Annotated in this window: 15 protein-coding genes and 1 other annotated feature; of the genes, 7 read left to right on the forward strand and 8 right to left on the reverse strand. The window is 38.3% G+C overall.

Annotated elements, in window-relative coordinates; all coding sequences use genetic code 11:
* Positions 1 to 36: 36 nt before the first annotated feature.
* Together RI196_RS15140 and yfhS are read left to right on the forward strand one after the other, a co-directional pair.
* A complete protein-coding gene (locus RI196_RS15140; protein WP_144596560.1) occupies positions 37 to 1146 on the forward strand; it encodes an IS4 family transposase in 1110 nt (369 codons plus the stop codon).
* Positions 1147 to 1338: 192 nt separating this feature from the next.
* Positions 1339 to 1506, forward strand: a complete 168-nt coding sequence (yfhS, locus tag RI196_RS15145) for a mother cell protein YfhS (RefSeq protein ID WP_094246379.1) — start codon at positions 1339 to 1341, stop codon at positions 1504 to 1506.
* Between the two features lie 83 nt (positions 1507 to 1589).
* On the opposite strand, the gene mutY is transcribed toward yfhS, so the two are convergent.
* Positions 1590 to 2687, reverse strand: a complete 1098-nt coding sequence (mutY, locus tag RI196_RS15150) for an A/G-specific adenine glycosylase (protein WP_311066457.1) — start codon at positions 2685 to 2687, stop codon at positions 1590 to 1592.
* Between the two features lie 179 nt (positions 2688 to 2866).
* On the opposite strand from mutY, the gene RI196_RS15155 reads away from it, so the two are divergent.
* The 3 genes from RI196_RS15155 to RI196_RS15165 all read left to right on the forward strand — a co-directional run bounded on the left by RI196_RS15155 (position 2867) and on the right by RI196_RS15165 (position 4292).
* Complete coding sequence (locus RI196_RS15155) at positions 2867 to 3847, forward strand: metal-dependent hydrolase (protein ID WP_063386364.1); 981 nt, start codon at positions 2867 to 2869, stop codon at positions 3845 to 3847.
* Between the two features lie 102 nt (positions 3848 to 3949).
* On the forward strand, positions 3950 to 4108 hold the full coding sequence (locus RI196_RS15160) for a small, acid-soluble spore protein K (RefSeq protein WP_063386264.1): 159 nt from the start codon (positions 3950 to 3952) through the stop codon (positions 4106 to 4108).
* A 28-nt stretch (positions 4109 to 4136) separates the two neighbouring features.
* Positions 4137 to 4292 carry a YpzG family protein gene (locus RI196_RS15165; protein ID WP_082829369.1) on the forward strand — a complete coding sequence of 52 codons (156 nt, stop codon included), beginning with the start codon at positions 4137 to 4139 and terminating at the stop codon, positions 4290 to 4292.
* A gap of 387 nt (positions 4293 to 4679) precedes the next feature.
* Here RI196_RS15165 and RI196_RS15170 read toward each other — a convergent pair whose 3' ends face one another.
* The gene (locus tag RI196_RS15170) at positions 4680 to 5012 is read right to left on the reverse strand and encodes a YfhH family protein (protein ID WP_311066458.1); all 333 of its coding nucleotides are present in this window, start codon (positions 5010 to 5012) and stop codon (positions 4680 to 4682) included.
* A 2-nt stretch (positions 5013 to 5014) separates the two neighbouring features.
* Complete coding sequence (gene recX, locus RI196_RS15175; protein ID WP_063386266.1) at positions 5015 to 5830, reverse strand: recombination regulator RecX; 816 nt, start codon at positions 5828 to 5830, stop codon at positions 5015 to 5017.
* Positions 5831 to 6423: 593 nt separating this feature from the next.
* On the opposite strand from recX, the gene RI196_RS15180 reads away from it, so the two are divergent.
* Positions 6424 to 6975, forward strand: a complete 552-nt coding sequence (locus RI196_RS15180) for a GNAT family N-acetyltransferase (protein WP_063386267.1) — start codon at positions 6424 to 6426, stop codon at positions 6973 to 6975.
* A 60-nt stretch (positions 6976 to 7035) separates the two neighbouring features.
* Here the strand turns inward: RI196_RS15180 and RI196_RS15185 are convergent, their stop codons facing one another.
* The 5 genes from RI196_RS15185 to RI196_RS15205 all read right to left on the reverse strand — a co-directional run bounded on the left by RI196_RS15185 (position 7036) and on the right by RI196_RS15205 (position 12411).
* Positions 7036 to 8283: a glutamate-5-semialdehyde dehydrogenase gene (locus tag RI196_RS15185; RefSeq protein WP_066247302.1), complete on the reverse strand. Its 1248-nt coding sequence runs from the start codon at positions 8281 to 8283 to the stop codon at positions 7036 to 7038.
* The gene (proB, locus tag RI196_RS15190; RefSeq protein WP_066247304.1) at positions 8280 to 9407 is read right to left on the reverse strand and encodes a glutamate 5-kinase; all 1128 of its coding nucleotides are present in this window, start codon (positions 9405 to 9407) and stop codon (positions 8280 to 8282) included. Before proB ends, RI196_RS15185 begins: the two co-directional genes overlap by 4 nt.
* A gap of 57 nt (positions 9408 to 9464) precedes the next feature.
* Positions 9465 to 9680 (reverse strand) — a binding site (T-box leader).
* Between the two features lie 58 nt (positions 9681 to 9738).
* Positions 9739 to 10230: a DoxX family protein gene (locus RI196_RS15195; RefSeq protein WP_066247308.1), complete on the reverse strand. Its 492-nt coding sequence runs from the start codon at positions 10228 to 10230 to the stop codon at positions 9739 to 9741.
* 497 nt (positions 10231 to 10727) lie between these two features.
* Entirely contained in the window at positions 10728 to 11420 is a 693-nt protein-coding gene (locus RI196_RS15200) for a TerC family protein (RefSeq protein WP_063386365.1), read from the reverse strand.
* Between the two features lie 124 nt (positions 11421 to 11544).
* Positions 11545 to 12411 (reverse strand): LysR family transcriptional regulator, encoded by an 867-nt coding sequence (locus RI196_RS15205; RefSeq protein ID WP_063386271.1) that lies wholly within the window; start codon positions 12409 to 12411, stop codon positions 11545 to 11547.
* Between the two features lie 146 nt (positions 12412 to 12557).
* Between RI196_RS15205 and RI196_RS15210 the strand changes: the two genes are divergently transcribed.
* Positions 12558 to 14321 (forward strand): thiamine pyrophosphate-requiring protein, encoded by a 1764-nt coding sequence (locus RI196_RS15210; protein WP_063386272.1) that lies wholly within the window; start codon positions 12558 to 12560, stop codon positions 14319 to 14321.
* Positions 14322 to 14324: the final 3 nt, after the last annotated feature.

Consider the following 14324-nt stretch of genomic DNA (forward strand, 5'->3'; position numbering starts at 1 on the left):
GGTCCCTGTCCAAATCCAATATAAAGGATGAAGCCTATGGACAAGGATACACTATTTTCTTCATTTGGTAAATGGGTCACTCCTCTCAATTCTGTTAAATTTACACAAAGAATTGAAGAGATGAAACAAGATAAATATACGAAAAAATTAACCACAAAAGCGTATTTACTTTTGTTTTTGCATGCTCAACTTCAACAACGAGAAGGACTGCGCGCCATCGCCGATGATGCGTTACTGGATGATTTTCAGCGAGAATTAGGATTGACATCTATTAGTGCTTCACAACTTTCTCGAAAACATCGCCAAGTAAAACCCGAATTACTCGCAGAAATCTTTCTGGATTTAGTGAATCAAATCCGCCAGATGTCCACGAATTCCTCCAGTCAGGTGAGTGGCTTAAAAATCGTGGATTCTACGACCATTTCACTGAATCTGAAAAAATATCAATGGGCTACGTTTCGCAAAACGAAGTCGGGAATTAAGGTTCATTTACGACTGGTGTTTGTCAATGAAGATACGGTTTATCCGGAAAAAATGGTCATGACCCCAGCAGGGAACAATGATCGAACACAAATGGAACAACTGATCGACGAAACAGATGCCATGTACGTGTTTGATCGTGGTTATGTAGACTACGAAAAGTTCGATTATTACTGTGATAAAGGCCTCTTTTTCGCCTCCCGTCTGAAAAAGAATGCCTATGTTCGATTTCTTGAATCGTTCTCTGTCCCATCCAATTCCTCTATTTTATCTGATTCGATGGTGGTCATTGGGACACCACAAAAACGAACGGAAAATGTCTTTCGATTAATCGAAACATTCGATTCGGACGGGAATCGAATTCGAATCATTACGAACCGATTCGACCTAGATCCAGAAGAACTTGGTGATATCTATCGTTCTCGATGGGCCATTGAACTATTTTTTAAGTGGATTAAGCAACGTTTAACACTCAAACATCTTTATGGAACGAGTCCAGAAGCTGTAGAAAATCAGGTTTACTTAGCTCTGATTTCTTACTGTTTACTCATTCTTATTCAACTTGAAATGAAATCGAAACATTCTCTCACCCAGATTTATCGTTGGCTGCGCGTTTTTCTTTGGAAACCAAGTACCGTGTGGGTGGAACGAATTCAACGGGAATGAGTTGAAAAAAGTCGGCGAAGCGCAGTAGCCATGTAACAATAAAACAAATACATTTATTACCAAATGGATAGTGATCACCTTTAGTTGGTTACTGCCTTGTTTTTCGTTTATCATAAAATATTTTATCCAGAAAATTCTGCATAAAATGTTTTTATTTTTTATGCAACGCTACTGAAATTGCCTATACGAGATATGACAGAGCTCTCCATGATCTCGAAGCAAGCTTGGAGCAGTGAGGAGCTTCAGCATTATCACCGCGCCTTTCAACAAATTATGCCTTACCTGAATATAGAAGGTCATACTATTCACCGTGAAATTATAGAAGAAATTGAAGCGCGCGGCGGTATTAACAAAGACTGATTAAACCAATTTTTAGAGGCATAATGGATGCAATCGGTACATGCCGATTGCATTTTCATTCACTTCCCAATGGAATTACGGCTTCACTTGTATGCAGCTTTTTCCTTATAAAGAGCAAATATTTTTTGATGAGGTACAGGAAAAGCATATCGATCAATATCCTTGATGAAAACTTTTTCAAGCTCTTTCATTGATTCATCGCTACAAACTTTGCCGAAATAAACATTAATATTCCATGTCAAATGAGAAAAAACATGCTGAATCGTTCCTTTTAGCTCGCTTAATTCCGCTTCAACACCGTATTCTTCCCGCAAAAAATTTTCTAGATATATCCTTTTAGGAATTCTGTTTGTGCGAACTTCGCAATTTGGAAATTCCCACAAATTCGCAAGCAGTCCTGTGTCAGGTCTTTTATGAATATATAAATCGTTGTTTTGCACTAAAACCGCGCAAGCAATCGAAACTTGCTTTGTTGATTTGCTTCGTGTTTTTACTGGCAGCTTTTCCTGTAATCCTTCTGAAAAGGCAAGACAATGCTCCTGTACAGGACAAAGCAAACAGGACGGAGAAGTCGGCGTACAAACCATTGCTCCCAATTCCATTAATGCTTGATTAAAATCGGAAGGACGTTCTTTTGAAATAAGATTTGCAGCCGCTTCTTCAAATATTCTTCTTGTTTTTGGCTTTGCTATATCTTCTTCAATCAGTAAAATTCTTGACAGCACTCTCATCACATTGCCGTCAACAGCAGGCTCAGGCTTGTTATAAGCAATGCTTAATATTGCTCCTTTCGTATAAGGCCCAATTCCTTTTAATTTTCCAAGCTGCTTCGGGTCATCCGGAAGTTTTCCTCCGTATTTTGCTGCCACCTCTTTCACTGCACTGTGCAAATTTCGGGCGCGCGAATAATAGCCTAGGCCTTCCCATGCCTTTAAAACCTCTTCTTCATCCGCATTTGCCAGCGCCTCAACATTCGGGAATTTTTTAATAAAATTGTTAAAGTACGGTATAACCGTTTCCACCCGTGTTTGCTGAAGCATTATTTCAGATACCCATACTTTGTATGGATCTTGGTCCTTTCTCCAGGGCAAATCTCTTTTTTCCCGTATATACCAGCCGATCAGGTCCTCCTGAAATGTTTTAATATCGAAATTCTCAATTTTTTGCAGTGATTGACCCATTTTTCAATATTTCCTCCATTATGCACTTCAAAATATGTTACACTAAAAAGAACTTATGAATTTATCGTACATTATTTTTTTTTGGCATGAAAGAAAAAATGAATTTATGTTTTTTGCGTTCAATGGAAAAAATTCAAATATCATCATAACGATTGTTTTTTCAGCTAAGGAGGATGGCTTTGGATACAGGTACACATTTCGTCATGGGAATCGCATTGGGAGGCTTAGCAACTTTGGATCCGGCTGTCGGCGGTTCCTTTCTGACAAGCGAGGCAGTTCTTGTTGGCACGATTATCGGTTCACAAGCACCAGATCTTGATACGGTTCTTAAATTTAAAAATAATGCAGCTTATTTAAAAAATCATCGCGGAATAACTCATTCAATTCCCGCAGTTTTATTATGGTCGCTGTTGATCACTGGAGCAATTCATTTTATTATGCCAAGCAGCAGCCTCATCCATGTATGGATTTGGACGTTATTAGCTGTTGTTCTTCATGTTGTTGTCGACATTTTCAACGGCTACGGCACTCAAGCTCTCAGACCTTTTTCTGAAAAGTGGATTGCGCTGGGCACAATTAATACGTTTGATTCGTTTATCTTCATCGCTCATATTGTCGGCATTGGCATTTGGCTTTCCGGCGCCCATGGGGGCTATACCTTTTTAATTATTTATTGCATAATCGCTTTATATTATGTCGTTAGACTTCTAATGCAAAGATCGATTAAGAAAAAAATCTTAAACAGATGGAAAAATGTTGAAAACGTCATATTTAACCCAACAATGAAATTCCGCAAGTGGCAGCTCGTCATTGTGACAAAAGAACATTATTACGTTGCATATTCAAATTTTACCGAAATTCAAATCGTCGACCAATTTGAGCGCAAAGAGCTGCCGAATCACCCTGCAATGGAAGCCGCAAAAAAAGACCGGAATATTTCAGCATTTTTGCATTTTTCCCCTGTTTTCCATTGGCAAATAAAAGAGCAGCTTGATTATACCGAAATCCGTTTGATTGACTTGCGTTATTTCAGCAAAGGTCATTATCCCTTTGTAGCAGTTACACAGCTCGATAAAGACCTCAACATTGTTCGTTCGTACACAGGTTGGATTTTCAGTAAAAAAAGAATGAAGAAAAAACTTAAACCGCTAATTGATTGATTATGACATTTCCTTAATTTTCTTTTATATTGGCTTCTAATAAGCAAATACTATTTATGCGCGTCCAATAGCGCAAATTTTTTTCTCCTTGGAGGATCTGCGATGCGCAATAAAGCAAAAGGATTTCCGAAGCATGAAAAATTTGACGGTGAGCCACGTGCTAAAGCGGAATTCGCGTCACGTCGTGCGAACGGAACCATTAACACACACCCTCAAGAGAGGATGAAAGCTTCAGGAGAACGCGATAAAAATTTTTCATAACCATTGACCTTTCAAGAGGTGTTTACTAATGGACACAAACCGATCATCCTTATCAAAAAAGCAGAAAAACGAATTTTTAGGAGCTTGGGGAAAACCGAAACATTCATTCCGTCAAGTAAACGGGGAAACCCAGCAAACCCAAAGCTTAATCATTTTGGAAAACGAAATGCGAAAACGTTCATAAATAAATAATACGAGATCATGCCATTATTTGGCATGATCTTGTTTATACAGACCTTTTTTAATTTTTAAAAATAATCGCCTAGATTCAAAACTCAACTATGATTTCCTCGATTAAATTTAATAAAGAAAATATTTAGTTTCAACATTGCTTGAGTAAACGATTTTCCATTATTTTACTTATTTTTTCGATACTATTTGTTTACAAAAGATTTCAAGCTAAAAACGAAATCCGTATCCTTTCAAGGTCAATTGAGAGAGTATTCAGTTTGATAACCATAATGCAAAGTTAGGCGCGAGGAAGCATAGCCACGAACAGGAAGAAAAAAAACGATTGAAAGAAATCAGCGGCCACTCTTTTCCCCAACTTCCTTCATTTTTCGTTCTCAACTTATTTCTCATTTATATTACTTTTTTTAATCAACATCGATATCGGCAGTGCTTCCTCCTTTAAAGGAGATGATAATCGATACCCCCAAGCGAAAACTCCTTTTAAATATTCAACTTTGAAATATTCACCAGGAGCTACATCGATTTCATACGTCTCACCTGGCGGAAAATCGTCAGGATTCAACATATATGCTTTTGCCATAGCAATTTTCCTTTCCAGGACAGCATATTCGTTGATCATTCCGTGCTGTTCCGCTTTGCGCGCTTTTTCTTTTAATCGGGCAATTTCATTTTTTAGCTCGTATTCCGTCATTTCACTGTACCGTTTTTCCATTCCTATTCCTCGCTTTTCTCTAAGTGTTTTTGCAAATATTGCTGAATAAGTTCTTGCGAAAAACCTTTTCGATATAAAAATTGCGCAAGCTTTTGACGATATGTGTACATATCTAGATGGGAATACTTTTTTTTCCCTTTTTCGCCTTGTATTAATAATGCTTCCCATTCTTGGTCATGACGTTCATGTAAAGGCAGCATCTCTAAAACAGCTTGAATCACTTCGGATGAAAAACCTTTCCTAAACATTGCCTGCTCTATTTTTTGCTTTAGCTGCGACATAGATATGTTCGCTTTTTTTCCCAATTGCTTTTCAGCTAATTTATACGCTGCTTCTATTTGTCTTTCTTTCGTGAAAAGATCAAGAGCTGCTTCTATCAAATCGCTCTCAATCCCTTTTTGTCCCAGTTCTGCTTTTATTATGCCGGGCCCTTTCAAAGTGGTTTTCATTTGCGTTCTTACAAAGGCTTCCGCAAACTCCTTGTCATTTACATAATTTTTTAATTGAAGCTCAACCATTACACGTTCAATAACACTCTCATCTATACCTTGACTTACAAGATAGTCACGGACCTCTTTTTCCGATCTCATCCGATAGCCAAGAAAAGTTAAAGCTTTGTTGAATGCTGCTTTTATTTGATCCTCGTGCAAAATCGCATCTATATCCAGCTCATCAAGCTCCATCCCTTTTCTTAGCCCGTGCTTAATTAAAACATCTTCCCCGACGCTAAAAGCAAATATTTCACCGTTTCCTCTATCGACGTAAATATTAAAACGATTTTTCTTTTTAGGTTGAACTTCTATTTTTACAATAAACATGTACAGACACCTCATATTTATAGTACCATAGAAAAAATAAATAAATGGAAGTTTTAAGCATGAAAGTGTATGAATACTGTAACAATAGATTTTTCAGCTTGTAAGGAACATTTTGCTGACTTTTCTAGCCGTTGATGCTATAAAACTATGAAGTAAAATTCAACCGTTCTTATTATGATTTCTAAATATTTTGCTGGCAGCAGGCAAATCTGCTTCAGTCAGGAAATGCGGTCCTCACTGTTATTGCATCAAAGCAATAGGAAAAAAATATCGTCAAAGAAAATATTGTAATTTTGCCCTATTCACTGCTTATAAAACTCTTAAAGTAGTAAGAAAAAAGTAAAATTTTCTTAATAATCTTTTTACAAATTTTTTGTTTTCTTTTCCATAGAAATCAAGTATGATACTAGAAGAAATGCTGACAATTAAATTTATTTGTTTTTAAGGGAAGGCAAATGGTGCGCCACCGGTCTTTGACCGGTTCTAGTGGGTTCGATTCCCACCCCGAAATTTTTACTTGATAAATAAAAATTTCGAGGGTGGGATCCGTTAGATTTCGTGGTAACCGCCCTCGTTGATAGAGGAGGATGAGCATGTTAAAAAAACGTGATCTAGCGGATTGTCAAGAGTTGTTCGAACTTATGGTTCATCCAGAGGTCTTCCCTTATGTTCGTCATAAAGCAACGTCGATTGAAGAATACATGTTTATAACAAAACAGTTGATTGAAGCAGAGGAACGAGGGGAATTAATTTCCCGCACCATTTTGGATGAATGGGGCTCTCCTATTGGAACAATCAGCTTGTATGATATTTTTGATCAAACGGGATTTCTCGGAACTTGGCTCGGCAAGCCGTACCATGGTAAAGGATATAATCAGCTTGCTAAGGACGCTTTTTTTCAAGAGATTTTTTATGAATTTGGAATTCAAACGATCTTTATGAAAATACGGAAAGACAATGAACGTTCCATGAAAGCCGCGCAGAAGCTTCCATATGTCTCCCTTGCCGATGAATCTCGTCAGCTTCCCCATATTGAAAACAAAAACTTATACAACATCTTTGAAATTTCAAAGGATATGTACACACTGTATACAAAACGAAACGGTTTCATGACAGACGAAGAAAGCAGATTGAAGGAAGCATAAAAAATTGGAAGAAGACATCCGAACGAATCAAGATGTCTGCTTCCATTTTTTTATCATTTCTTATTCTCTAATCTGTCCGCTTCCTTTAATAATATATTTTGTAGAAGTCAGTGCAGGGAGTCCCATCGGTCCTCTGGCATGGAGCTTTTGCGTGCTGATCCCGATTTCTGCGCCAAACCCAAATTCAAATCCGTCTGTAAAGCGCGTCGATGCGTTGTGGTAAAGAGCTGCGGAATCAACTAATTTGAAAAACTTTTCTACATTTGCGGCATTTTCTGTGATAATTGCCTCAGAATGGTTTGTTCCGTAACGATTAATATGCTCGATTGCTTCATCTACATTCGAAACAAGTTTCACTGCCATTGTATAATCTAAATATTCCGTTTCCCAATCTTCTTCTGTCGCTAATTTCAAATGCGGGAATTCATTGTACAATGCTTGATCGACTCGCAACTCCACATTTTTCTCCTCGAGCTTTTCAATGAGCTCGCGAATATACTCCTTATTCCAATTTCCATGGATGAGAAGAGTTTCGGCTGCATTGCAGACGGAAGGTCTTTGTGTTTTTGCGTTTACAGTTATATCAATCGCCATCTTTTTGTCTGCTGATTCATCAATAAACACATGACAATTGCCTGCGCCCGTTTCTAACACAGGGACAGATGAATTTTCAACAACTGTTTTAATCAGATTTTTCCCTCCGCGAGGAATTAGCACATCTAAATAATCATTTAATTTGAACATTTCCGCTGCCGTTTCCCTGCTGGTATCTTCCAGAAGCTGTACACTGTCGGCAGGAAAATTCGCTTTTTCTAACGCCTCTCGTATCACCTTTACGATCGCCATATTTGAATGCAATGCGGATGAGCTGCCGCGAAGAAGAACAGCATTCCCTGTTTTTAAGCAAAGGCTTGAGGCATCAATTGTCACATTTGGTCTGGCTTCGTAAATCATCCCAACAACTCCGAGCGGCACCCGAACTTTTTCGATTTGTAAACCGTTCGGACGAGTCCAGCTTTCCAGCACTTCCCCAACTGGATCTTGCAAATAAATCAATTGTCTTAACGATTCAATCATTCCGTTAATTCGTTCTTCGTTTAAAAGAAGACGGTCAATTAGAGCGTCGGATAAACCATTCGCTTTCCCGTTTTCAATGTCTTTTTCATTTTCTTTTAAAATATAAGGCGTTTCTTTTTGCAATTGTTCAGCGATGATTGATAATGCGTTGTTTTTTTCTTCAGTAGTCTTTGCAACCAGCTTGGCAGCAGCTTCTTTTGCCAGCTTCCCTTTTGTCAACACTTCACTCATATCATCATCTCCTTACTCGTTATCGCTACAAATTGATCACGGTGAACCACTTCAGGATGTATGCGCTTTGTCATTTCCATCGCTTTTTGACTCGGCATGCCCATAATTTCTTTTAATTCTTCAGATGAATAATTGACTATGCCTTTTCCGATCAGCTTTTGTTCCTTGTTTAAAATTTGCACCACGTCTCCAGATTGAAAGTTGCCGCTGACACGCTTAACGCCAGCAGGAAGGAGCGATTTCCCTTCCTTCAAAATAGCCGCTACTGCTCCATCATCGACTTCCACATCACCAGATATGATCGAATGAAGAGCAATCCATGCTTTTGAATTACGAACAGCACTTAAATCGTTTTTGCCAATATATGTTCCGTCACCGTTCCCATTTAAAATTTCGATTAATTTCTCTTTTCCTTTACCTTTCCCGATAAATACGGATACACCGAGGGCAAGTGCCGTTTTTGCCGCCATGAGCTTTGATTTCATGCCACCTGTTCCAACTTTCGAACCGGATGTTGCCTCTGTTTGTTCAATTAATTCATCTGTTACTTCCGGCAAAAAATCAAATCGTTTCGCATTCGGATTTTTGGTAGGATCTTCTTCATATAAACCGTTAATATCCGTCAAAATAATAAGAAAATCGGCATGCAATAATCCGCTCACAAGAGCTGACAGCATATCGTTGTCTCCAAACGTCAATTCCTCAATCGAAACCGAATCATTTTCATTGATGATCGGGAGCACTTGCCGCTTTAGAAGCTCCGATAAGGTGGCGTATGCGTTTTGATATTGCTCTTTATGCTGAAAATTGCTCCTTGTCATCAAAAGCTGGGCACATACAATGCCGTATTTTTTAAATGCTTCTGTATAAGCCTGGATAAGCAGCCCTTGGCCCACTGCCGCAGCCGCCTGTTTTCCTCTAATTGTCACAGGCCTAGAAGGATATCCAAGATCTCCATACCCTGCTGATACCGCTCCTGACGAAATTAAAATTACTTCATACCCTGCTTCCTTCAATTTAGCAATCGCTTCAACATGCTCGTGCAGCTTTTCTTTACTGAGTCCCCCGTTGTCATCTGTTAAAGAACTGCTTCCTATTTTTACGACCACTCGCTTTTTCCTCACTAAAAAACACCTCTTCATTGCTTGACAGTCATAAAAAAGACTCATATCATCCTTTCGAAAAAGGACGAATATGAGTCTATATCCGCGGTACCACCTTTTTTAGCACTAGTTTAGTGCTCCCTTTAGCCTGTAACGAAGGATACGGTCAGGTTATGAGCCTGACAGCTCCAGGGGTAGGTTCAATAGCTTATCAGCGATGAAACCTTTCAGCCATAGGGTTTCACTCTCTTTTTCGCCTAAAGTCTATTTACTGGCCCCTTTCAACGCCGAAAATATACTTTTTTTAAAATTATGTTTCAAAAATTTTTAAAAGTCAAGATGATTGCTGCATTTAAACATTTGCTTGTTGATTGAATTTTTTGTTTGTAAATTTATCTCTCAAATACGGCAGGATAAACCGATCAGCTCCCCAATAATACGCAGCTGCGCCTACTGCCATTAAAATGATTGCTTCAGTGTACATAATCGGATTCGTGCTTGTTGTTCCAGCTAACATAAAATTCAAGTTCATAAACGCACCAGCAATTAATGCAGGAGTTGTAAACAATCCCAAAATCAGTCCGATGCCAACTAACACTTCTCCAATTGGAATAATAAAATTAAAAAGTTCTACATTCGGAAGAGCAAAGTTTTCAAGGAACGCTGCATACCATCCTTGAACGGCCGGATGTTCTCCGGTTGCTTTAGCAATCGCCCCTTTTAAAAATCCTGTCGCATCAAATCCACCCAGCTTTTCGACTCCCGCGACAAACCATTGATAACCGAGCCAAATTCTAAGAGCCGCCCAGACAACCGCCATTTTTGGACCTTTCAGCCATTCCATCTTCAACCATCTCCTTTGTTTGTTTTTTCACTTTTATTTTTCGAAGAAGTTTGTGAAATATTTCACTAACCTCTTCAATTTCAATATATAATTTTCTGAATTTAACTTCAATATATTTGTGAAATATTTCACAAATTGTTAACAATTACTATAGTTATCCACATTCATAGTAGGATTTTATGAAAAAATCCAGCTTCTTAAGCTCCAACAGTTACATAATATCCACAAAAACAGTATGGATAATGTGTATAAGTTGTGAATTATCTGAAATATCTGTGGATAAAATAAAAAAGCACTCACCTTCTCTGGACGATGAATGCTTATACACAAAGAACGATCTCTCGAATTTACATGCAAATTAGAGCTGTTGCAAAAGAAACCGTCATTTTACAGAAGTGTGCATATTTTCAGATAACAAAAATTTTAGACATAACTAAATCTATTAAAACGTGGAATTTCTTTTCATAAAAAACAGGCGCCGTTTCAACAGCCGCCTGCTAAGCACTATGCTGCAATTTATTTTCTTTCTCTGCACGCTTATTTTTCTCATAACCGATCGCTAACACAATCAATGTCATAATTCCGATAAGTAAATATTCGATCCACAAGTTTTGGATGTGAAACCATTGTTCAATATGTTTATCCTTAAAGATCATCTCACCGGCGGTCCAAGCTAAAATTCCAGATCCAACATATACAATCCATTGAAATTTGTTCATTAATTTTACGATCGCTTTTGATCCAAAAATCATAATTGGAATACTGATCAAAACTCCAACCGCAATCATGCCGATATGGCCGTGTGCCGCACCTGCTACTGCAACCACATTATCCAAACTCATGACGGCATCTGCAAGAATGATCGTTTGAATAGCTTTAAGCAGACTGCTTTGAGATTGGACATGCGCAGCTTCTCCGTCATCTACCAAAACTTTATAAGCAATCCAAAGCAGCAAAAATCCGCCGACAATGTTGACAAATGGGATTTTCAACAGGACAACAATAACGGATGCAAACAAAATCCGTAATGCGACCGCACCTCCAGTCCCCCAGAATATAGCTCTGTTTTGCTGTTCTTTCGGCAGATTTCTCGTTGCCATTGCAATTACAACTGCGTTATCGCCGGATAAAATAATATCGATTGCAATAATTTTTAATAAGGCAATGATGGCGTCAGATGAAATAGATATACCAACTGAAAATAAATCCAATTGTTATTCGCTCCTCTATTAAAAAATGTATACGTATAGATTCTATCCCTACCTTCCTTTGAAAGCAAATCCAATATTTTACCTATTTAAAAATTAAAATGAGTCATCTCCTTGTCAGCTGCTGGATAAATGTTCGAATGGCAGTGGAAGAAAGAAGACCTTTTCGATAAATAATTGCAACCTCTTTACGCGGAAGTTCGTCTGCAATTTTCAAAAGCTTGACAGAAAACTCCGGGCTGTTTTCAACATAAAGCTTTGGCAGGATCGTAATTCCGTTATGTAAAAGCGTCATCTTTAACAACGAATACGTATCCGACAATTCCACAATTGGGTTTAACTTAATGCCTTCTTTATTACAAAATGAATCGATCGTCTGTCTAAGAACATATTGCTCGGGCAATAAAAAGATCGGGTACGATTGAAGTTCTTCCAAATATATTAAATTTTTTTCAGCTAAAGGATGATCAAGGGATACAATGGCAAAAAACTCTAATGAAAACCATTTAATAACCTCTACTTGCGGATGATGAACTGGTAAATAGACAATCCCTATATCGAGCTCAGACTTGACTATTTTTTCTAACGTTTCTTCCGTTTTTAGATCGTAAACAGAGAGTTTTATATTTGGAAACTGTGAGTGAAACGTAAGCAAGGAAGAATAAAGAAGATGATTGCCAACACATCCGATTTTTAAATGGCCGCGATTCAATCCTTTTAATTCATGTATTTTAATTTTTGCTTGATCAATTTCAGAAAAAATTTTTTTCACATGTTCAAGTAAAATCTCTCCGCTTTCCGTTAATTCAATTTTTTTCCCCATTCTTCGAAAAAGAACTGTATCAAGACTGTTTTCAAGAAGGCGAATTTGCTGGCTTAATGTTGGTTGCGTAATCCCCAGCTTTTCTGCAGCTTTCGTAAAATGCAGCTCTTGACTCAATATTGCAAAATATTGCAAAAGACGGAACTCCATTTTATAGCTCCTTTCTATAGATATTTTCTATTATTATGATAGTTATTATAGTATTGTACTATCTTTTCTTTTCAAGTACAATTCTGATTACGGAATTATCTGACTAGTATTAATTATCTAAATTATGTTGAAAGGGTGTGTGTTGTTTGACCAGCCGATATACGACAAGCAAGGCACTTTTAGAAGCGTTACAAGAAGCTGATGTTTCCTTTATTTTTTCAAATCTAGGAAGCGATCACCCTGCCATTATTGAAGCCCTTGCCGAAGCTGAAAAAGAGGGAATTGATTTTCCGAAAATCATTACTTGTCCACATGAAATGGTTGCCTTAAGCGCTGCACATGGATATGCTCAAGTAAGCGGGAAACCTCAAGCTGTTTTAGTGCATGTTGAATGCGGCACGCAAAACCTTGGCGCTGCCATTCACAATGCTTGGAAAGGTCGGGTGCCTGTCCTCATTTTTGCCGGAACTTCTCCATATACTCAAGAAGGGGAGCTTCGGGGAAGCAGGAACGAATTTATTCACTGGATTCAGGATGTTCCCGATCAGCCCGGAATTGTAAGGGGTTACATGAAGTATACTCATGAGATTCGCACCGGGAAAAATGTAAAACAAATTGTCCATCGTGCACTGCAAATTGCTCAAAGCAGCCCGAAAGGACCCGTATATTTGACGAGCGCTAGAGAAGTTTTGGAGGAGGAAGTAGAAAAAGTAGAAATTCATCCTGAGCAATGGAGACCAATTGCAGCGCGTGCACTGGCACCGCAAGAAATAGATCCTTTAGTGAAAGATTTACTGGCAGCAAATAATCCGCTCATTGTCACGTCATATATTGGCAAAAACAAACAAGCGGTGAAAGAACTCGTTCAATTTTGTGAAAAACTTGCGATACCTGTTTTAGAGTCAGTGCCAAACTATATGAACTTTCCATCTGATCACCCGCTTCATTGCGGATATCAGTGGAATACATCAACACAAAACGATTTAATAGAAAAAGCAGATTTTATAATGGTCATTGACAGTGATGTTCCTTGGATTCCAGTGAATAATAAACCATCGCCAAATTGTACGATTTACTATATTGATGAAGATCCGCTGAAGGAAGGGATGACATTATGGTATATCCCATCAAAACGTTTTTTCGCAGCTGATGCCGAAACGGCCTTGCGGCAGTTGAACGAAGTGATTAAAAACGCTGACATTGACAGCTTGCAAGTAAATGAAAGGAGAAAACAAATAGAAAAATATCATAAAGCTCAGCGTGAAGAATGGAAAAAAGCTGAACAATTTTTTGACGACATTATCACGCCTGAGTATTTAACTGCCTGCATACGGGAAGTGTGCGATGAAAACACGATTATTGTCAATGAAGGCATTTCAAATTTCCAAACATTATATACCCATTTGCAAATGACCAAACCAGGTTCTATTTTTGGCAGCGGCGGAGGCGGACTTGGATGGAACGGCGGAGCAGCGATAGGAGCAAAACTGGCAGACCCGTCTAAAACAGTGATCAGCCTTACTGGAGATGGATCTTATCTGTTTAGCGTCCCTTCGAGCGTTCATTGGATATCGCAAAAATATGACGCGCCATTTTTAACCGTAATTTATAATAATCGCGGTTGGAAATCTCCGAAACTGTCAACCTTAGCTGTTCATCCGAATGGTATCGCAAATGAAACGAATCAATTTTTCGTAGATTTCACTCCTCATGCTGATCTTTCGAAAATTGCAGAAGCTGCAGGTGGCGCCTATGCAAGAAAAGTAGAAAACCCTCATGAGCTGAAAGAGGCTCTGAATGAAGCAATAAAAACTGTCAAGTCTGGCCGTTCCGCTGTTTTAGATGTATATTTGCCCGCTATTAGTCAAGAAAACCAAATGAGAGAGGAAAAAAACCATTCCACAGTTTAAAAA

It is taken from the genome of Aeribacillus composti, assembly GCF_031760945.1.
GTDB lineage: Bacteria > Bacillota > Bacilli > Bacillales > Aeribacillaceae > Aeribacillus > Aeribacillus composti.